This window comes from Variovorax sp. PAMC26660 (assembly GCF_014302995.1).
GTDB lineage: Bacteria > Pseudomonadota > Gammaproteobacteria > Burkholderiales > Burkholderiaceae_C > Variovorax.
In genome coordinates, this window is the sequence record NZ_CP060295.1 from 4,573,028 (window position 1) to 4,591,930 (window position 18,903).

26 protein-coding genes are annotated in these 18,903 nt (G+C 63.5%); 20 read left to right on the forward strand and 6 right to left on the reverse strand.

Going from position 1 to position 18,903, the window contains the following annotated elements; translation table 11 throughout:
• Positions 1-20: 20 nt before the first annotated feature.
• The 19 genes from H7F35_RS21390 (at position 21) to H7F35_RS21480 (ending at position 13,940) form a co-directional block, all read left to right on the forward strand.
• Entirely contained in the window at positions 21-1,502 is a 1,482-nt protein-coding gene (locus H7F35_RS21390) for a phage tail sheath subtilisin-like domain-containing protein (protein WP_187108592.1), read from the forward strand.
• Positions 1,503-1,529: 27 nt separating this feature from the next.
• A complete protein-coding gene (locus H7F35_RS21395) occupies positions 1,530-1,898 on the forward strand; it encodes a phage tail tube protein (RefSeq protein WP_187108593.1) in 369 nt (122 codons plus the stop codon).
• Between the two features lie 3 nt (positions 1,899-1,901).
• Entirely contained in the window at positions 1,902-2,186 is a 285-nt protein-coding gene (locus H7F35_RS21400) for a phage tail assembly protein (RefSeq protein ID WP_187108594.1), read from the forward strand.
• Positions 2,187-2,296: 110 nt separating this feature from the next.
• On the forward strand, positions 2,297-4,153 hold the full coding sequence (locus tag H7F35_RS21405) for a phage tail tape measure protein (protein WP_187108595.1): 1,857 nt from the start codon (positions 2,297-2,299) through the stop codon (positions 4,151-4,153).
• A complete protein-coding gene (locus H7F35_RS21410; protein ID WP_187108596.1) occupies positions 4,150-5,058 on the forward strand; it encodes a DNA circularization N-terminal domain-containing protein in 909 nt (302 codons plus the stop codon). The genes H7F35_RS21405 and H7F35_RS21410 overlap by 4 nt, the downstream gene beginning before the upstream one ends.
• Positions 5,055-5,618: a hypothetical protein gene (locus tag H7F35_RS21415; protein ID WP_187108597.1), complete on the forward strand. Its 564-nt coding sequence runs from the start codon at positions 5,055-5,057 to the stop codon at positions 5,616-5,618. Before H7F35_RS21410 ends, H7F35_RS21415 begins: the two co-directional genes overlap by 4 nt.
• Before the next feature lie 4 nt (positions 5,619-5,622).
• On the forward strand, positions 5,623-6,720 hold the full coding sequence (locus H7F35_RS21420; RefSeq protein ID WP_261803296.1) for a phage baseplate assembly protein: 1,098 nt from the start codon (positions 5,623-5,625) through the stop codon (positions 6,718-6,720).
• The gene (locus H7F35_RS21425; RefSeq protein WP_187108598.1) at positions 6,717-7,394 is read left to right on the forward strand and encodes a phage baseplate assembly protein V; all 678 of its coding nucleotides are present in this window, start codon (positions 6,717-6,719) and stop codon (positions 7,392-7,394) included. The genes H7F35_RS21420 and H7F35_RS21425 overlap by 4 nt, the downstream gene beginning before the upstream one ends.
• The gene (locus H7F35_RS21430) at positions 7,391-7,837 is read left to right on the forward strand and encodes a phage GP46 family protein (RefSeq protein WP_187108599.1); all 447 of its coding nucleotides are present in this window, start codon (positions 7,391-7,393) and stop codon (positions 7,835-7,837) included. Before H7F35_RS21425 ends, H7F35_RS21430 begins: the two co-directional genes overlap by 4 nt.
• Positions 7,837-8,964, forward strand: coding sequence for a baseplate J/gp47 family protein (locus H7F35_RS21435; RefSeq protein WP_187108600.1), 1,128 nt, complete (start codon positions 7,837-7,839; stop codon positions 8,962-8,964). Before H7F35_RS21430 ends, H7F35_RS21435 begins: the two co-directional genes overlap by 1 nt.
• A 3-nt stretch (positions 8,965-8,967) precedes the next feature.
• Positions 8,968-9,564 (forward strand): YmfQ family protein, encoded by a 597-nt coding sequence (locus H7F35_RS21440; protein WP_187108601.1) that lies wholly within the window; start codon positions 8,968-8,970, stop codon positions 9,562-9,564.
• Between the two features lie 9 nt (positions 9,565-9,573).
• On the forward strand, positions 9,574-10,881 hold the full coding sequence (locus tag H7F35_RS21445; RefSeq protein ID WP_187108602.1) for a hypothetical protein: 1,308 nt from the start codon (positions 9,574-9,576) through the stop codon (positions 10,879-10,881).
• 11 nt (positions 10,882-10,892) lie between these two features.
• A complete protein-coding gene (locus tag H7F35_RS21450) occupies positions 10,893-11,063 on the forward strand; it encodes a hypothetical protein (protein WP_187108603.1) in 171 nt (56 codons plus the stop codon).
• Between the two features lie 103 nt (positions 11,064-11,166).
• Positions 11,167-11,514: a hypothetical protein gene (locus H7F35_RS21455; RefSeq protein WP_187108604.1), complete on the forward strand. Its 348-nt coding sequence runs from the start codon at positions 11,167-11,169 to the stop codon at positions 11,512-11,514.
• Positions 11,507-11,965 carry a hypothetical protein gene (locus tag H7F35_RS21460; protein WP_187108605.1) on the forward strand — a complete coding sequence of 153 codons (459 nt, stop codon included), beginning with the start codon at positions 11,507-11,509 and terminating at the stop codon, positions 11,963-11,965. Before H7F35_RS21455 ends, H7F35_RS21460 begins: the two co-directional genes overlap by 8 nt.
• Before the next feature lie 178 nt (positions 11,966-12,143).
• The gene (locus tag H7F35_RS21465) at positions 12,144-12,500 is read left to right on the forward strand and encodes a hypothetical protein (protein WP_187108606.1); all 357 of its coding nucleotides are present in this window, start codon (positions 12,144-12,146) and stop codon (positions 12,498-12,500) included.
• The gene (locus tag H7F35_RS21470; protein WP_187108607.1) at positions 12,497-13,051 is read left to right on the forward strand and encodes a glycoside hydrolase family protein; all 555 of its coding nucleotides are present in this window, start codon (positions 12,497-12,499) and stop codon (positions 13,049-13,051) included. The genes H7F35_RS21465 and H7F35_RS21470 overlap by 4 nt, the downstream gene beginning before the upstream one ends.
• Positions 13,048-13,653 (forward strand): hypothetical protein, encoded by a 606-nt coding sequence (locus tag H7F35_RS21475; RefSeq protein ID WP_187108608.1) that lies wholly within the window; start codon positions 13,048-13,050, stop codon positions 13,651-13,653. Before H7F35_RS21470 ends, H7F35_RS21475 begins: the two co-directional genes overlap by 4 nt.
• Before the next feature lie 23 nt (positions 13,654-13,676).
• Positions 13,677-13,940: a hypothetical protein gene (locus H7F35_RS21480; RefSeq protein WP_187108609.1), complete on the forward strand. Its 264-nt coding sequence runs from the start codon at positions 13,677-13,679 to the stop codon at positions 13,938-13,940.
• A 13-nt stretch (positions 13,941-13,953) separates the two neighbouring features.
• Here H7F35_RS21480 and H7F35_RS21485 read toward each other — a convergent pair whose 3' ends face one another.
• The 5 genes from H7F35_RS21485 to H7F35_RS21505 form a co-directional block, all read right to left on the reverse strand.
• On the reverse strand, positions 13,954-14,379 hold the full coding sequence (locus H7F35_RS21485) for a type II toxin-antitoxin system HicB family antitoxin (protein ID WP_315970459.1): 426 nt from the start codon (positions 14,377-14,379) through the stop codon (positions 13,954-13,956).
• Between the two features lie 67 nt (positions 14,380-14,446).
• Positions 14,447-14,623: a type II toxin-antitoxin system HicA family toxin gene (locus H7F35_RS21490; RefSeq protein WP_187108610.1), complete on the reverse strand. Its 177-nt coding sequence runs from the start codon at positions 14,621-14,623 to the stop codon at positions 14,447-14,449.
• Between the two features lie 134 nt (positions 14,624-14,757).
• Complete coding sequence (locus H7F35_RS21495) at positions 14,758-15,102, reverse strand: hypothetical protein (RefSeq protein WP_187108611.1); 345 nt, start codon at positions 15,100-15,102, stop codon at positions 14,758-14,760.
• A 342-nt stretch (positions 15,103-15,444) separates the two neighbouring features.
• Complete coding sequence (locus H7F35_RS21500; RefSeq protein ID WP_187108612.1) at positions 15,445-16,347, reverse strand: SDR family NAD(P)-dependent oxidoreductase; 903 nt, start codon at positions 16,345-16,347, stop codon at positions 15,445-15,447.
• Between the two features lie 30 nt (positions 16,348-16,377).
• Entirely contained in the window at positions 16,378-17,409 is a 1,032-nt protein-coding gene (locus tag H7F35_RS21505; protein WP_187108613.1) for an MBL fold metallo-hydrolase, read from the reverse strand.
• 109 nt (positions 17,410-17,518) lie between these two features.
• Between H7F35_RS21505 and H7F35_RS21510 the strand changes: the two genes are divergently transcribed.
• Positions 17,519-18,127 (forward strand): TetR/AcrR family transcriptional regulator, encoded by a 609-nt coding sequence (locus H7F35_RS21510; protein ID WP_187108614.1) that lies wholly within the window; start codon positions 17,519-17,521, stop codon positions 18,125-18,127.
• Positions 18,128-18,181: 54 nt separating this feature from the next.
• On the opposite strand, the gene H7F35_RS21515 is transcribed toward H7F35_RS21510, so the two are convergent.
• Positions 18,182-18,823, reverse strand: a complete 642-nt coding sequence (locus tag H7F35_RS21515) for a YbhB/YbcL family Raf kinase inhibitor-like protein (protein WP_261803297.1) — start codon at positions 18,821-18,823, stop codon at positions 18,182-18,184.
• Between the last annotated feature and the right edge of the window lie 80 nt (positions 18,824-18,903).

Genomic DNA, 18,903 nt, shown 5'->3' on the forward strand with positions numbered 1-18,903 from the left:
TTTTCATTTCAGGAGCCACCATGACGCTTCCCTTCCAGAATCTCCCGGCCAACATCCGTGTGCCCCTCTTCTATGCAGAGGTGGACAACTCGATGGCCAACAGTGCGACGCTCAACCAGCGCGCGCTGATCATCGGCCAGAAGACGGCGGCGGGCACCGGCGTGGCCAACGTGCCAGTCATCTCGCAAGGCGTCTCCGACGCCGCGCAAGTGGGCGGCCCCGGCTCGATGCTTCACCTGATGACGGCGAAGTACCGCGAGAACGACAACTTCGGCGAGGTCTGGTATCTGCCGCTGGCCGACGACCCGGCCGCCACCGCTGCCACCGGCACGCTGGCCGTGACGGCCGCGCCCACGGCCAATGGCACGCTGTACCTCTACATCGCCGGCGTGCGCGTCGCGATTCCTGTGCTGTCCACTCAGACGACCGCCGCCATCGCTACCGCCATCGCCGCGGCTGTCACGGCCACGCCGAATCTGCCGGTCACAGCGGCCGCCGCGACCAGCACGGTGACCTTCACCGCGATCAACAAGGGGCCGTGCGGCAACGACATCGACCTGCGCGTGAACTACCAGGGCACTGCCGGCGGCGAGGCCCTTCCCGTGGGCATGACGTACACGATCACGGCGATGGCCAGCGGCGCCACCGCGCCGAGCCTGACCACTGGCCTGCTCAACCTGCTGGACAAGCCGTTCGACTTCATCGTGTGCCCGTACACCGACACCACCAGCCTCGACGCGCTGAAGGCGCTGCTGGGCGACCAGGTGGGCCGCTGGAGCTGGGCAAGCCAGATCTACGGCCACGTGTTCGCCGCATACCGTGGCACCCTGGGTGCGCTCACCACATTCGGCACCGGCCGCAATGACCAGCATGCTTCGGTGATGGGCTTCAACGACAGTCCGACGCCCACCTGGCTGTGGGCCTCCGCCTTCGCGGCGCAGGTCGCGGTCAGCGTGCGCGCCGACCCGGGGCGCCCGGTGCAGACGCTGGCGCTGCTGGGCATCTTGCCGCCGCCGCTGCAGTCGCGCTTCCAGCTCACCGACCGCAACACGCTGCTGTACGACGGCATCTCAACCTTCACGGTGGCCGACGACGGCACGGTCGCAATCGAGAACGCGATCACGACCTACCAGAAGAACAGCTTCGGGCAGCCCGACAACAGCTACCTCGAGATCGAGACGATGTTCACGCTCATGTTCGTGCTGCGCTTCCTGCGCACGCGCATCACGAGCAAGTTCCCGCGCATGAAATTGGCCGCCGACGGGACGCGCTTTGCCGCGGGCTCGGCCATCGTGACGCCCAACATCATCAAGATGGACCAGATAGCGGCGTACCAGGAACTGGAGTACGCCGGCCTGGTGCAGCGCAGCGACTTGTTCGCGCAAAACCTGATCGTTCAGCAGAACGCCCAGAACCCCAACCGCGTCGACGTGCTATGGCCCGGCACGCTGATCGCCCAGTTGCGCATCTTCGCGCTGCTCGCCCAGTTCCGCCTGCAGTAAGCAGCGCGTCAACCCCAAGGAATCAACATGGCAAATGACACCAACCGCCTGGCTGGGACGGCCTACCTCTCTGTCGATGGCACCACCTACATGGTGGCCGGCGCGTTCGAGTACTCCCCGGCCAAGGTCACGCGCGAAACGCTGACGGGCATGGATGGCGTGCACGGCTACAGCGAAAAGCCCAAGGCCGGACACATCTCTGCAACGTTGCGCGACAGCGGCGGCCTGAGCGTGGCAAGCATCAATGCCATGACGAATGTCACGGTGGTCGCCGAGCTCGCCAACGGCAAAACCATCGTCGGCCGAAACATGTGGACCGTCGAAGACCAGACGGCCAAAGCCGAAGACGCAACTATCGAAGTCAAGTGGGAAGGCCTTTCCGTTACGGAGCAATAAATCATGGAACAAGACGAAATCACTATCACCCTTCGCAAGCCCGTCAAGCTGGGCGACATGACCTACGAGAAGCTGGAGCTTCGCGAGCCCACAGCGGGCGAGCTGGAGAAGGCGTCCAGCGCCACGACCAATATGGGCGTGGTGATCAATCTCATCCAGCTCGTCGCCAAGGTGCCGCGCAAGGTCGTCGAAGGGCTCTGCCAGCGGGACCTGAAGGAGGCTGGCGATTTTTTGGAAGCCTTCAGCGAGGGCGACCAGACCACTGGCGAGACCTCCTCGCAGACCTGACCAAGTTCTACGGCTGGGGCCCGCGCGATGCGTGGGATGAGCCGTGGAGCCGCCTTGCATGGTGGCACGCGCAGGCCGAACGCATGAACAAGAACCCGGATTGAAGCACCATGGCCAACGTCTTTGCGATCACCATTTCTGCGGTCGACCGGGCCACGGCCACGGTGCGCAAGATCAACAATTCGTTCTCGCAGCTGACGCGGCCGGTGAACCAGTTGCGGAACTCCATCAAGGCACTGGGGCGTGAACTCGGCATCGACAAGATGGCGAAGTCCCTGGGCAACGTCGCGCGGCGCGCCAGGGACGCTGCCTCGCAGGTCGCGAAGATCGGCGCACCCATCCTGGCGCTGATCGGCGGCGGCTCGCTGGTGGGTATCGCGGCGTTGGCTGTGCAATGGGCGCGGCTCGGATCGGAGGTGGCGCGAACGTCGCGCACGATAGGCGTGTCGGCCGGCGAGCTGCAGTCCTACCGCGGCGTCGCCAATGCGCTCGGGGTGTCAAGCGAGGAAATGACCAGCGGCTTCAAGACGTTGGGCGACACCCTGCAGGATGCGCTCTATGGTCGTAACCAGGATGCATTGGCCGTGCTGAACAAGCTGGGCATCAGCATCCACAAGACCTCGTCCGGCGCGGTCGACTCCGTGCAGGCATTTCGCGACCTGTCGGTGGCGATCTCGAACATCAAGAGTCCTCAGGTGCAGGGCCTCGTCGCGCGCACATTCGGTGTGGAAGCGTTGCTGCCGATACTGCGAGAAGGCCCTGTGGCAATCGCAAAGTACCAGGCAAGGGTCGCGGAACTGGGCGCGGTGATGGGCCCCGAGCAGATCCGCCGGGCCGAGAGCTTCGGCCTTGCGTTGAACTACCTCAGCCTCGCCGGCCAGGGACTGCGGAACACCATCGGTGATGCGCTGATCCCGGCCTTTCAGCCGCTCGTAGAGTGGCTAACCGAGGTCATTTCTGCGAATCGGGAACTCATCCACCAGGAAGTCGGCAAGTGGGCGCGCGACTTTGCCGACTGGGTCAAAAGCATCGACTTCAAAGAGTTGTGGGCAGGTCTGCAGAAGACGATCAAGAGCATTCGCGATTTCGTCGATTCCATCGGCGGGTGGAAGGTTGCGGCCATCGGCGTGGCGCTCGTGATGGCCGGGCCGCTGCTGCTCAGCATCACGAGCATCGCACTGAGCTTGACCAACCTCGCCGTCTCGACGGTGCCGCTTGCCATCAAGGGCTTGGCGTTGCTCGGCACATCCCTCGGAGGTGCAGGCGCACAGGCCGGCCTACTCACTGCGGCCTTGCGTGGCGTGGGGGCTGCGGGGGCGGTGGCGTTCGCCGGCGTGGCTGGGTGGGAGACCGGCACCTGGATCAACAATCAGCTCGAAAAGCGCGGCATCTCGATCGGCAGCAAGATCTACGACTGGGTGCACCCGGAGGAAGGCCGACAGCATCTGTCGCAGGTGGGCACAGCCAAGACGGTCGTGGATTTCTTCAAGGGGAAGGGCTGGTCGAACGAACAGGCGATCGGTATTGCTGCGAACCTGAAGAAGGAAAGCAACTTCGACACCGCGGCCGTCGGCGATGGTGGCAAGGCCGTGGGCATCGCTCAGTGGCACGACGACCGGCAGCGCAAGTTCATGAAGTGGGCGGGCAAGAACATCCGCACGGCCACGCTCGAGGAGCAGATGGGCTTCGTGAACTACGAACTGACTCAGGGCGGCGAGAAGACCGCCGGCGACGCGCTGAAGAAGGCGACCACCGAACAGCAGGCTGCATCCATCGTGTCCCGGCAGTACGAGCGGCCGGCGAACGCTGACGGCGAGGCCGCTGGGCGTGCGAAGTCCGCAACCGAGATGAAGCAGCAGTTGGAAATCCACCTGAAGGGGCTGCCGCCCGGCACTACGGCCACCGCGCGTGACAACAGCGGCAAGAACGTCCCCGTGAATGTCGCAACCAGCATGGCGGTTCCATGAGCATCTCCAGCAAAGTCAACACCGCGCTGGGAGCGGTATCGCAGGTGCAGGGACTGCTTGGCGCAGCATCGAGCATCTCGGGCCTGTTCGCCGGCAATGGTCTGAACGGTTCGGCATTTGATGCGGGCTGGCGCAACCGCCTGCAACCGGCATCGTTCGGTGGCGTACCCTTCGGAGTGTTCGGCGGCCAGATCCGTGTGGGTCGGCGCAACGCGGTGCACGAGTACCCGTTCAAGGATCAGGTCTGGGTCGAGGACATGGGGCGTGCCGCACGCCGTATCACCCTGCGCGGCTTCCTTGTCGAGAACGCGCGCTACGGTGGGGGCGACGTCATTGCCCAGCGCGAGCGCCTGATCGCTGCCTGCGAGGCGCCGGGCAAGAAGACCTTGGTGCACCCGACACTCGGCGCGCTCAATGTGGCCCTGATCGATTCGGCGATGGACGAGCGCTGGGACAACGGCCGAGTGTTCGAGATCTCGCTCTCGTTCATCGAAGAGGGCGAGCGTTCCTTTCCTTCCGTCCTCTCAGACACCCGCGCAGAGGTCAAGTCCCTTGCCGACCTCGCGGATGCCGCAGTCGGCGGTGACTTTGCATCGTCGGTGTCTGGAGCACTGGCGCAAGGTGCGTCCGTGGTGGGGCAGGCCGTCAGCACCGCCAGCACCTGGGCCAACACTGCGCTCAATCTCGCGAACGACGCGACAAACCTCATGCATATGGTCAACTCTTTGCCAGGTGCGAACGGGCGTTACTTCGGCGGCCGCACTCGCGGTATTGGCAATCTGAGCGGTCAACTGTCGAGCCTCTCGACCATACCCTCGCTGATCGCCGCTGGAACTGTGGCGCGATCGCACGTCGCAAGTGCTGTGTCGGCGCTGACGACTGCGGCGCAGGAGATCGCCTCGTGAGCGGCGTCTCGGACTTCGCGAGCACCGCGCAGAGCGTTGCCGCTGCGCTGCTCGCGGCCACCAACGACCCCGCAGACGCAGTGCGCATGCTCACGACCCTGTCGATCTTCACGCCCAGCCAGGCCACGCCCGTGTCCGCTGTTGGCGTGGCCATGTCGACGATGCAGAGCGGCTGCGGAGATCTGTTTCGCCGTGCCGCGTTGGTAGCGTTGTGCCGCGCGTCAACCAGCTACCAGCCGTCGTCATTCGATGACGCTGCGGCGCTGCGCACGCAGATCACGAACCTGCTGGATGCCGAGATCCTGATCGCCGGGGACCAGGGCGCCGATGCCACGTTCGAGGCGCTGCGCAACCTGCGCACGGCGGTCGTGCGAGACCTCACTGCCCGCGGTGCCAATCTCGCGCAACTGGCGACGATCACAAGCCCGACCACGATGCCCTCAACGGTCATCGCCCAGCGTGTCTACCGCGACTCGGAGCGTGCTGATGAACTGGTGATCCAGGCGGACCCGCGCCACCCGGCTTTCATGCCCGTTTCGTTCCAGGCTCTCTCAAAGTAACCCGATGGAAGATCTGACCCTAACTGTCGGCGGCCGTGAGCTGACCGGCTGGACCGAAGTGCGCGTGACGCGCGGCATTGAGCGCTGTCCCTCGGACTTCGAGATCGGCATGACCGAGCTGTATCCGGGCCAGGCCGAGGCTTTCGTTGTGCAGCCGGGCGATGCCTGCACGGTGAAACTAGGCGACGACCTGGTGCTGACAGGGCACATCGACCGCGCGAACTATTCAATCTCTCCAGGCCAACATGCCGTGACCATCGTGGGCCGCAGCAACTGTGCCGACCTGGTGGACTGCTCGGCGGAATGGCCCGGCGGCCAGATCAGCGGGGCCGACGCACTCGGGATCGCGCAGAAGTTGGCGCAGCCCTACGGCATCACCGTTTCGGCGCCTGGCAGCAAGGGCGTGCAGGTCGCGCAGTTCAACCTGATGATCGGCGAGACGGCCTTCGAGATCATCGAGCGCGTGTGCCGCTACGGTGCCCTGCTGGCATATGACCAGCCAGATGGCAACTTGTTGCTGGCCCAAGCCGCGAAGGTCGTGGCCGCCAGCGGCTTCACCGAGGGCGAGAACGTGCAGTTCGCATCCATGTCCTTCTCCAGCGATCAGCGCTTTTCCGACTATCAGTGCTTCATGCAAAGCATGGACGTGCTGGGCGACATCGGGGAGGGCGGCAATCTCCTGGCCACAGCAAAGGACCCCGGAATGCTGCGGCACCGGCTGCGCATGATCATTTCCGAGTCGCCCGGCGGCGGTCTGGACTTCGCGCAGAAGCGCGTGACGTGGGAGGCCAACCGCCGCATTGGCCGTTCCGCGCAGCTGCACGTGGTGACCGATGGCTGGCGCGACGGTGCTGGTGCGCTGTGGACCCCCAACACGCTGGTGCCTTTGTCGTTGCCAACCCTGAAGTGCGGAAGCGAAGACGAAAAGGCGGTTTGGCTGATCACTGAGGTGGCCTATCGCCGCGACAACGCGGGCACGAAGTGCGGGCTGACCGTCATGCGGCCCGAGGCGTTCCTGCCGCTTCCCATCATCCAACTGCCGACCTTCGCAGACATCCCTGTGAATCCCGGCATCGGCTGGGGCAATGAGGTGCGAAATTGAACGAAGAGATCAAGAAGCTGTGGCGGCGCGTGCAGCTGGTGGTCAGTCGCGGCCGCATCACGACCACTGACGACAGCGGAGCGGTGCAGAAGGTGCAGATCCAGATCGGAGAGCTCGAAACGCGCGACACCACGCCGCGCGTCGCTGAATACGGCTTCACGTCGAACCCGCTGCCCGGATGCCACGGCGTGGTGATCTTCGTGGGCGGCGATCGGTCGAACGGCGTGATCATTGGCACGAACGACCAGACCGCGCGCCTGAAGAATCTAAAACCGGGCGAGGTAGCGATCTACGACGACCAGGGACAGTCGATTTGGCTCAAGCGCACTGGCATTGAAGTCGACGGGGCAGGGTTGCCCATGCTCTTCCACAACACGCCATCGATCACGTTCAAGGTCGGCAACTTCGTGCGCTTTGAGACGCCGCGGGTTGAGACCACGCAGTTGCTGCAGTCGATGCAGTTGACGACAGGCGGCGTATCCGGCGGCGTTGGTCTTCCCATCGCCGCGATGACCAACGGGACGATCAATTTCAACAACGTTGCTTCCAACTACCAGAGCTGCACCACAACTTACGTCGGCAGCACGATCACATCGGACGGCCACATCATCGACCACCGCGAGACGCACAGCGGAGTCCAGACTGGTCCCAACAACACTGGGCAGAGCGTATGAGCGATACCACCACTGTCTGGGTGCCTGCGCTCGGGCGCGGCGACTGGGTGCTGCAGGGGGCAGACCTGCAGACTGGCGACGACCTGATCACGGCCGTGCTCATCAGTCTGTTCACCGACCGCATCGCGAACGAGGACGACGAGATCCCTGACGGCACCAGCGACCCGCGCGGCTGGTGGGCCGACGCCGGCGAGCGCTACCCCATCGGCTCGCGCCTGTGGCTGCTCTCGCGTGAGAAACAAACGAACGACACCGCCACGCGGGCCCGGGACTACATCGTCGAGTCGCTGCAGTGGCTGATCGACGACGGCGTGGTCGCGCGGTTCGACGTCGACGTGGCTTGGGTTGCGCAGAGCAATCTCGGCGCCCAGATCGTTGCCAACCGAGTCGACGGTACCACCGTCGCAATGAACTTCGCCTCTGTCTGGCAAGGAATCAACTGATGCCGTACTCCCGACCAAAGCTCAGCGAGCTGAAGAACCTGGTGGCGCGCGACATTGAGTCGTCGCTACCAGGCGCTGACGCATTGCTGCGGTTCTCCAACATCGGCGCCACGGGCAACGCCCAAGCCAACCTCTCACACTTGCATTATGGCTATCTCGACTGGATCGCGCAGCAGGCAGTGCCGTGGACTGCAACCGGTGAATTCCTCGAAGCGTGGGCCGGCCTGAAGGGCGTGATTCGCAAGGCAACGGCGCAAGCCAGTGGCAGCGCATCGTTTCCCGGCGTGATTGGGACTGTGCTGCCGGCCGGCACTTCGATCGTCCGCGGCGACGGCCTCACTTACACGTCGAACGCCGACGCCACGGTCGACGGTACCGGTTTCGTGACCGTGGTGGCGACCGCAGTTTCGGACCCCGCGGGCCTCGTGGGCGCCAACGGCAATGCGGCGGTCGGTGTAGTCCTCACGCTGGGCGCATCCATCCCTGGCATCCAATCTGGCGGCGTTGCTGCCACTGCGTTCACCGGGGGCGCGGACGTTGAGCAAGACGACAGCTTGCGCACACGCATGCTCGCGGCCTACCAGAAGCCTCCGCAAGGGGGCAGCGCAGACGACTATGTGAAATGGGCGACGGCTGTGCCCGGCGTGACACGCGCGTGGTGCAAGCCGCGCGGCTTCGGTGATGGCACCGTCGTGGTCTACACGATGTTCGACCAGGCCGAAGCGGCGTTCGGCGGCTTCCCGCAGGGAACCAACGGCACGGCCACCGGCGAGGACCGCGCGGCGCACGCGACGGGTGATCAGCTTGCAGTAGCCAATGCGATCTTTCCGCTGCAGCCGGTCACGGCGCTTGTTTATTCGTGTGCCGCGACCGCGTTCCCGGTCAACTTCACCATCACCGGCCTGACTTCTGCGAGCTTGGTGACGAGGGCGCTGATCGCGGCGGCCATCGACGGCGTCTTCTACCTGGAGGGCACTCCGACCGGCGGGACCGTTGCGCTGTCGCTGATCGAGTCGGCCATCGCTGCGATCTCCGGCACCAAGGGTTTCGTCATCACCGTGCCCTCCGGCAACATCGCGACCGCCCTGGGCTTTCTGCCGGTGCGCGGGACCGTCACCTACCCCTGACCCATGAGCGCACCGCAATACAGCGCCGCAGACTATCTGGCGGCGCTTCAGTCGTTGATGCCGCGTGGCCGAGTCTGGCCGCGCGATGGCGACGCGACGCTGACAAAGCTGCTGGCAGGCCTGACGCCGGTCTACGCGCGCCAGAACGCGCGATCGAACCAGTTGCTGGTCGACGCCTTCCCCGCTTCAACACTCGAACTGTTGCCTGAGTGGGAAGAAACGCTCGGCCTGCCGGATCCGTGCGCGGGCCTGTCCCCGAGCGTGGCGCAACGTCGTGCGCAGGTCGTGGCCAGGCTGATCGCCGTGGGCGGCCAGTCGGCGCCGTATTACATCGCCTACGCGCTTGCTTTGGGCTACGTCATCACGATCAAGAACTTCTTGCCTGCTCGGGTCGGAATGCTCCGGGCCGGCGATCCGCTGCGTGGCCCTGCATGGGCGCACGCCTGGCAGGTCAATGCGCCGCTGAACACGGTGCAACGCATGCAAGTCGGCACTGGCCGCGCTGGTGATGCGCTTGCTGTGTGGGGCAACGCAGTTCTTGAATGCGCTCTGCGCGAGGTGATGCCCGCACATACCGTTCTGATTTTTTCCTACACCTGAGGACCTTCTATGTTCGCAATCGACGACCCGACCGCGGTAGCGGTAATGCCTGCGCCCGAGGGGGCAGGAACACCCGGCTTCTGGACAGAGGGCAATCCGGCACTCGGCCAAGCCGCGACTTATGTGCGCGCTTCGTTTCTCAACATGCTTCAGTCGGAGCTGCTGAACATCCTCACAGCGGCCGGCGTGACGCCGAGCAAAACGACCTACGACCAGTTGTTGACGAGCTTTCGCTCGAACGCGCTGGTGACGGCGAACGACACGGGGCCGGCGAATGCCTGTGCCATTGCCTACACGCCAGCTATCACTACGCTGACCGATGGCATGGTCTTGTGGTTCAAGGCAGCAGCAGCAAACACCGGAGCAACAACGCTCGCCGTAAATGCTGTCGGCGTGAAGAACGTTGTTGGTGGAGCGCACGCGCCGTTGCAAGGCGGTGAGATCGTCGTCGGTGGCAAGTGCATGGTCGTCTGGAATGCCGCGATCCCGGCTTTTGTCTTGATCGAGTGCACTGGCGCCGCGCTGCAAGTCGCACCGGCCACAAAGGCGAGTCATGCGCCACAGATGTCTCAGGTCGCCGGCGTCGTCGGCAGCGTGCGCAACCTGCGTGCCGGCCTCGCGGCGGCCAGCGCCACCTGCGCATTCACTGCCGACGAGGTGATCGTAGAAACCGCCCTTGGCGGCACGCGCTATTGCCTGCCGAGCTTCAACAAGACGATCAACCTGGCCACGACGGGCGCGGGCGCCATGGACGCCGGCACTGCGCCCGTGTCCGGCTGGGTGGCGATCTACGCCATCTACAACCCGGCTACCGGCGTGTCGAACGTGCTGGCAGCAAACGCCACTGCCGCGGCGGCGCCCGAGGTCTATGGCGGCGCGAACATGCCGAGCGGTTACACCGCATCGGCCCTGATCAGCGTGTTGCCTACCACAGCGGGCAGCCTGCTCGGAGTCTTCCAGCAGTTCGACCGCCGAGTCGATTACTACGCTCTTGTACTTAATTCGAGCACGCCCACTGGATTCGCCTCCACGTCGCTCGCTAGCTGCGTCCCGCGCAATGCAAAGAGCTGGCGCGGAAACGGCGCGATGGCGAGCTCGACGACGTCCTTCATGGCTTTTTCCGCCTGCCCCACCGTCACTGGCATCGGCACCCCGGGGTACGTGGCGGCCCAAACCGTTTCCGTTGGCGCGGGCGGGACTGTGGGCGGCACGATTCCCGATACACCGATCGTCACGCCGCAGACGACCTTCTATGCGTGGTCCAACGGCGCCGGCACCGGGACGCTCACCCTCAACAGTTACGGCTACGGCTTCTAAAAGGAATCATCATGGCAATCGTCATTGTCGAATTCACCGACGACACCGAGACCACCATCAAGGCCTCGTATTCGGCCCCACAAGACCCGGCCGACCATCCCCACATGGGCGAGGTCGAGGAGGACGATCCGCGCTACGTCGCCTTCATGGCGCTGTTTCCACCAAGCAACCCTTGGGGCTGAACTGCTGGCCCAATCCAAATCCAACCCGCTTCGGCGGGTTTTCTTTTGCCTGAAAGGAACGCATGAGCCACGACACCCCTTCTGACCTCCAGCCATTCGGATCATGAAGATGGACCTCGACAACCCAAGCACGTGGCTCACTGGTGGCGCCGGCACGGTCATCTTGGTAATCGCCTACAAGTTCCTGTGGCCGGTACTCAGCTCGGCATTGAACTCGGCTGTCACAAATGCTCGCACCGGAGACCAGCTCATGAAGCAGGTGATGGAGGAGCGCGATCGAGCGGTCGAGCGCGCTGACGCTGCTGACAAGCGGGTGGAAGCCATGGTGCGAGAGCTATACAGCTTGAAGAACAGCGTCGATTTGCTGACCTTCCAACTGAAGGTTGCCAACGAGAAGATCGACACGCTGACTTCCGAAGTCCGTCGACTGGAAGGAGGCGGTCATGAGTGAAATGGTCCAAAAGTTCCGCTACTACAGCGGGCACATCAAGGTGTTCTTCGCGCTGGCCGGGATTCTGCTCGCGGGCGCGTTGCTCGGTGGTACCGGTGTGTCTGCCTATTACCGGGAGACGTTGCAGCAAGAGCGCGAGGTCAACCGCGGCATGTTCGTCGACCTGGCAGGGAAGATGGACGAGATCACCAAGCGTCTCGATGGCATGGTCAATAGCCAGGCGACTACTGCGGGCCGGCTGCAGGACACCACCACCGCAGTGAGCGAGGTTGTCGGCAAGGTCGATGCAGCAGCGGACAAGGCCGACAAGGTGGCGAAAGCGGTGATCGTGCAGGCAGCCAAGGTGGCGAAGGCGATTCCTGCGCATGCACCTCAAGCCACTGTGCAGCCCGAAGTCGTCAACCGCGAAATCCGACGTGCCAACGAACGCATGCAGGAGCATCGGAAATGAAGCACCTCCTGCTGGCGTTCCTGCTGACTGGCTGCAGCACTCCGTCGGATCTGCGCTTGTGCCCGCCGTTGCCAGAACTGCCGCCGCGGCCTACAGCCGAACAGTCGGCCAATCACTACGCCGTTGTCATCCGCCTCTACGCACAGTGCGCTGGCGCCCCATCAACTGGAGATCATCCGTGAACAGTTTCAAAACCAAATTCTGGGCTTGGTACGACGCGCACATCGCTGCGGCTTGGTGGGCATCGACGGCGATGTGGACCGGCGTTGCGGCTGGCCTGGTGCAGTACATGCCTGACTGGATTCAGACGGGCCTCGATCAGATGGACTTGCTCGGCGGTGTCTTCGCGTGGGACCAGCAGACCAAGATCCGAATCCAGGGCGCGCTGCTCTTCATCGTCCTCCCGATCGCGAAGGCGTGGCGGCAGAACTTCATCCGAGCGAGGCAGCTCAAGCAGGCGGTGAAGACGGGTGAGGTCACGAGCGCCGTGGATACCGACCTGATCGACATCAACGTCGGAAAGGCCACGCAATGACCTCGAACCGCACAGCCTTCCTCGACATGCTCGGCGTGTCCGAAGGCACCAGCACCAGCCCGGCGACCCGGAACAAGGGCTACGACGTGATCGTGACCGGCGTGGATGGCAAGCCCGAGACCTTCACCGACTACAGCACGCATCCGTTTGCCAACGGCCGGCCGTCGAAGGTCATCAACAGCAAGGGGCTCACCTCGAACGCTTCGGGTCGCTACCAGTTCATGCTGAAGGACTGGGCGCACTACAAGTCCCTGCTGCACCTTGTTGACTTCGGCCCAGCATCGCAGGACCTGTGGGCGCTTCAGTTGATCCGGGAGCGGGGCGCGCTGCCGTTGATCGACGCCGGCAGCTTCGACCTGGCCGTAGCACGCGTGCGCAATCTCTGGGCGAGCCTGCCGGGCGCCGGCTATGGGCAGTTCGAGAACAGCCTGGACAAGCTGCGGGCAGCCTATCTGGCCGCTGGCGGCGAGCTTTACGCCCCTGCAGCGGCACCGCCGACCGAGGACACCGAGGACGATTCCGCGAGCTGGGGAAACGAGGTGCGCAGATGACCAAGATCTTCGACATCGTGCCAGGCTGGCTCTGGGCCATCTTCCTTGCGCTTGCGCTGGTCGCCGCATTCGGAGAGCGAGAGGTGGGCCAGCATTACAAGGCCGACGCCATCGTGCAGAAGGCGAACGTCACGGCGCTGTCGAGCGCCATCAAGACGCAAAAGGATGAAGCGGCGGCGACGCTGCGCACCATCAGCGCCAGCGTGCTGGCACAGCAGAAAACCATCGATGCGGCCCACGCCGCGCAGGAGCAGAAAGATGCAACGAACGTTCAAGTGGTCGCAGGCCTTCAGTCGGGCCTGCGTGATGCTCTCGCTACTCGCGGTAGCCGCCTGTGCAACCCAGCCGCTGCCGGACGTGGGGGCAGTCGTGGTGGCGCCGCAGGTCAAGCTGCCGTCAGTGCCAGCGCTGGTGCAGCAGACGCAGCCCAAGCCAGCGGGGTACTTTCAGCAGACGCTCAAGGACTTCTTGGACGGCTCATGAAGGAGGCCGATGACATCAACAACGCCTATGCCAGTAGCAAGGCAGACGGCCAGACCGTGCGCGGGCAGGGCGCGCCGGCCGACTACTCGCTCGGCGGAGGAAAGTTGCCCACCAAGTAGCGCATGCCGACCGCCGCCGGTTCATGTCCCCAGCCTTCGGGCTGGGGATTTTTTCGTTTGGGCGCTATCCTTCGGGAATGTCCAATGCCCACCTGGTCCGATACGTCACCCGCGTGGCCGGCATCGTCTCCTTGTTCATCCTGCTGGCGAAGCTGGGCGTGATGCTCGGGCTTTCGCCCTACGAACCCACTACGACCAACCAGATCGCCGCGGTGTTCGGGCTAGCGATCTGGCTGCAAGCGGAATGGGCCTGGCGCAAACAGTCGAGCGGCTCGCCGAAGCCATAGCCGATCCTGACAGCTACGCCTTGCTCACCTTCAGCTCCAGCCGATAGCCCAGCGCACTGAAGGCCTGTGCCATCGTATCGATCTTCGTCGCGTGATGAAGATCCAGGATGCGCGTGACCTCCTGGGGTTTGATCCCCATCGACCGGGCAATGTCGATGGGGCGTGCTTTCTTCTTCAGCACGATGTTTAGAAGCTCCACCTTCGACGCGACAGAGAGCGGAAGCTCAACCAGGCGCTCGTCCTTTTGGAGTGCGCTTGGTCGAGGAACCTCTCTGCCATCCTCAAAGTAGAAATCCATGGCCGTGACGAGAGCGTCAACGGCCATGGCTTGTGCTTCCTCTAACGTGTCTCCCTGCGTGATGGCCTCCGGTACGTCCCGAAAGGTGACCACAAAGCCGCCTTCATCCGCCGGCTCAAACTTAGCTGGAAATTTCAACATCTATACCTCTACTGTCCTGGCGTTCGTGAATGGAGCAACTCGGGGTAGGCCCTTTCGGGCCTCCCTCTCATTTCAGTCCTAGTTGCTTCAGGATTGCTTGTTTAGTGCCTTCCTTCAGTTCCTTGCTTGGGTGTCTCGGTAAGACTGTCTGTTTGCCGTTGATGGAGAGTTTGGAGTGTTTCTTTCCCTCTGCCACCGCGACTCCCTGAGTCTTGAGCCACCGCTTGAATTCACTGATTTTCACGACCGCCTTTCTGTTGTTACGATGAATGAATTATAAACAAAAATGCTTTCAACTCGCAAGGGGTTTATACGCATTTTTGCTAAATAATTTCCATCGAGACAACGGGGCTTGCTGATGCGAAGCAGGCCGGCTGGCTACTCGCTGCCGTTCCGCTCGACCGGCACCACGAGCCATACCTGCCGGTGCTCCCACACTCGATGCACGCCGTCGACCGTCTGGGAGTCGAGTTCCGTGCCCGACAGTAAGAAGCCAGCGCCCTTGTGCGGCAGGATGACTGGATCGATGATTCGCCCGCGGCTGGCCATCTGCGCGGTGCCGTAGCTGACGTACAGGCTGGCCTCGACGGTGTTTCGATTCGAGTTGTTCCGGTCGCGGTCGGATTCCAGGATGGTGACTGTCACGCGCAGGGGCGGCTCGCGCTCGCCGACCTTCAGGCGCAGGCCCTGGCGCATCAGGGGAGTGACTTCGGCGAAGAACATGCTGTACAAGCATACAGTGCATCGAAAGCCCTCGGAATCGCACGTAAGTCGCACGCGTCGGCTGTAGGCCGCGCCAATGCTGGGGCGCTCTGGGGTTCAAATCCCCCCAGCTCCACCAACATAACGTCCAAGGGCGTTCACTGAAGTCCAGTGAACGCCCTTTTCCATTGGGAAATCAGATATCTCTCGTACAAGGGCGTCCGACGAGATTTGCTGGCAGCCTGTTGGATTTCGCCGATCTCTGACCCTAGGGGGATGCTGGCGTACGCAGGCGGGTTGAACGTAGTTTTCGCGGGCTACGTCGTCTGGTATTTCAGTTGATGCCCAATTTTTGCGGCCGCGTCAGCGCATCGCCTTTTCAATTGCGGCGAAAGGGCCGAGACCGAACGAGTCGAGCAGGGCCGAGGTAGCGGACCAGAGCTCTCGGCGAGCGGCGGCGCTGTCGGCTGGTGCGATTGGCTGCAGCGGCCGTGCGTCCTTGACTGAAAAATACCCGCCAGACACGGCGCTGAAGGCCGGGTCGGCGGCGAGCCTCACGATGATGCCGGCGCCGCGCTGCGGGTCGCCCACGTTCAACCAGCCGAGCACTCGTTCGAGGGAGGAGGCAAAACCCAGCTCACGGCCTAGGCCGGTGACGTTGAAGCCGGGGTCCAGGCAATTGACTGCAACACCCGTGTCCTTGAGCTGAAGAGCGAGTTCCTGCGAAAACATGATGTTCATCAGCTTCGTCTGACCGTATTTCTTCGATGAACCGAGTCGTGTGAAAGGCGTCGTGTCCGAGAGATCCCGATCCGGCACCAGGTCGCCGCTGCGCCGCGAGGCCTCGGAAGCCACTGTGACAATGCGCGATGGTGCAGAGCGAACGAGGTTGTCTCGCAGGCCGGCAGTCAGTAACCAGGGCGCGAGATAGTTCACGACCATCATTTCGGCAAAGCCATCGACAGTGACGCGCTGCTCGAATGCATGAATTCCGGCGTTGTTGATCAGCACATCGATGCGCTCGTAGCGCGAGGCGATTTCGGTCGCGACTGCTGCAACGGCATCGAGGCTGGTGAAGTCTGCGTAGTGAAAGTCGATCCGGGCGCCAGGCGCAGCCGTCTGAATGATGGCGCGGGTGGCGCTGGCCTTGACCTTGTTGCGTGCCGTCAGTACGAGGTGTGCGCCCTGCCTTGCCAGTGCGATGGCGGCGAGTTGCCCGATGCCACTGGTGGCGCCGGTCAGGACGACGGTGGAAGCTGAGGACATCGGGTCGGTGTCGCGTTCAAAGAAGGCGTCTCAAAGCTCTTGCCACCAGCGTTGCCCCGTGTGCGGCTCGGCAAGCGACAGCTGCTCTCCCATGGCCGGTGTAGCCAGCGCGACGCCGGCCGCTTCGGCCAGCGCATGGATGCGGTCGAAGGGTTCGTGCCAGGCGTGCATCGCCAGGTCGAAGGTGCCGTTGTGCACGGGCATCAGCCAACGGCCCTTGAGGTCGAGGTGGGCCTGCAATGTCTCTTCGGGCTGCATGTGCACTTCGGGCCACTGGGCGTCGTAGGCACCGGTTTCGAGCATCGTCACATCGAACGGGCCGAAGCGTTCGCCGATGGTCTTGAAGTCGGCGTGGTAGCCGGTGTCGCCGCTGAAGAAGAGGCGCAGGTCGCCCGCCATGATCACCCACGACACCCACAGGGTGCGGTCGCTGTCGGTGAGCCCGCGTCCGGAGAAATGCTGCGCCGGCACGGCCACCAGTCGCACGCCCGACACAGCCGTTTGCTGCCACCAGTCGAGTTGCTGCACCTTGGCCGGGTCCACGCCCCAGGCAATCAGGCGGTCGCCAACGCCGATCGGCGTCACGAACACATCCACCTTGGGCGCCAGCTTCATGATGGCGGCGTGGTCCAGATGGTCGTAGTGGTCGTGCGACAGGATCACGCCCTTGATCGGTGGCAGATCGTCGATGGCGATCGGCGGCGCATGAAAGCGCTTCGGCCCCATCCACTGAAACGGCGATGCGCGCTCCGAGAACACCGGGTCAGTCAGCCAGAACTCGCCAGCGAGCTTCAGCAGCAAGGTGGAGTGCCCCAGTCGGAACAGACTCGCGTCCGGAGCGGCGGCCAGCGCCGCCGCGCTGAGGGGCCGCACCGGAATTGGCGCGCGCGGCACCGTGGTGTCGGGTTTCTGCGTCAACACGCGCCAGGCAATCGCGAGCGTCTTGGCGAAGCCGGGCGCCTCGCGCGGCACCACGTTGCGGAACTTGCCGTCGTGTTGTCGCGGCGACGAGGCACGAACGACGGGCTCACCGCGGCGAAGGCAGAGGGACTGGTTGGTCATGCGGAGCACTCCGATAAAAATGGAAGGAGAAAAGTACACCGTGAGGTGTAATTTTTCGGAGTGTACAGCGAATTCAAAAAAAGTACACTCACCAGTGTAAAATTTGCCAATGACCCAGGCAACACGTCTTACCGACCGCAAGCGCGAGGCGATCGTCCAGGCCGCTATCACCGAGTTCCGCGCTAATGGCTTCGAGGCCACAAGCGTCGACAAGATCGCCGCCAGCGCTGAAGTGTCGAAGCGCACGCTGTACAACCATTTCCCGAGCAAGGACGAACTTTTCGCCGAAATCTTGCGCGTGCTGTGGGAAAGCGCCGCGAACCAGGAAGACCTGCCCTATCGCGCCGATGCGCCAGTGCGTGAACAACTGCTCGCACTGCTGATGCAGAAGATGGCCTTGCTGGCCGATGACAACTTTCTCGACTTGGCGCGCGTGGCCATCGCGGCCGCCATCCATTCGCCCGAGCGCGTGCAGGAGATGGTGAAGCGACTGGGCCAGAAAGAAGGCGGGGTTCTCGGCTGGATTCTCGCCGCGCAGAAGCATGGTCGCCTGAAGCCAGGCGATGCCTCGCTGGCCGCGCAGCAACTGGAAAGCTTGGTCAAAGGCGTGGCCTTCTGGCCGCAGATTGCACTGGGCCAGCCCAAGCTGGCGCCCCGGGCGCAGCGGCAGATCGCCAATGCGGCGGTTGACTTGTTCCTCAGCCACTACGAGGCATAGCCTGCAAACGCAGAGTGCAGAGCCTGGTCGCGGGCTTTTCCGAAGCGCAGGGACCTATCGCCCGTACTGCGCCGTGAAGCTGGCTGTTCCGAGCAGCCCCTTGCCGATCCCCTTGTTCAGGATGAACGAGTACAACGCTGCGCTGGCGGTCCTGGGAATTCCGCCTGCGGCTTGCACGTTGTCCACTGCAAGGGCATAGAGCGTGAACACATAGCGATGCGGCTTGTCGCCGCTCGGCGGGCAGGGGCCACCATAGTTGCCGTTGGCACCCGTTGCGCCTGTATCGAAAAAGTCCGTGTTGCCGCCGAATGCAGGCGTCGGCAGGGAACTCGGAGAATTTCCGGCACCCTGCGGCAAGCCGGTCGCGCTTGCGGGAATGTTGTACACGGCCCAGTGCCACAACCCGCTGCCGGTTGGTGCGTCCGGGTCGCGCACTTGCAGTGCGAGCGATTTCGTCCCCACCGGCAGGTTCGACCACTTGAGCGCGGGGGAGACATTGCCGCCCGTGCAGCCGAAGCCGTTCAGGATGAACTTGGTATCGAAGGTGCCTGAGGCAAGGTCCGAACTCGACAGCGAGAACGCGGAGGTCTGTGCAATGGCATCGGGGCTGCAGCCGCTCAGCGCCAGCGCCGCAACAACCGCGAGAAAAAGGGGCGCTGAATCCAATGCGCGAAGCGGCATCGATCTTATCTTCATACGAAACTCCAGAGGTGAAAGGAGCTGTCATCGTAGGAAGCGACCCATCGGCCGAACAGTTGCCGTGTCGCACGGAACCA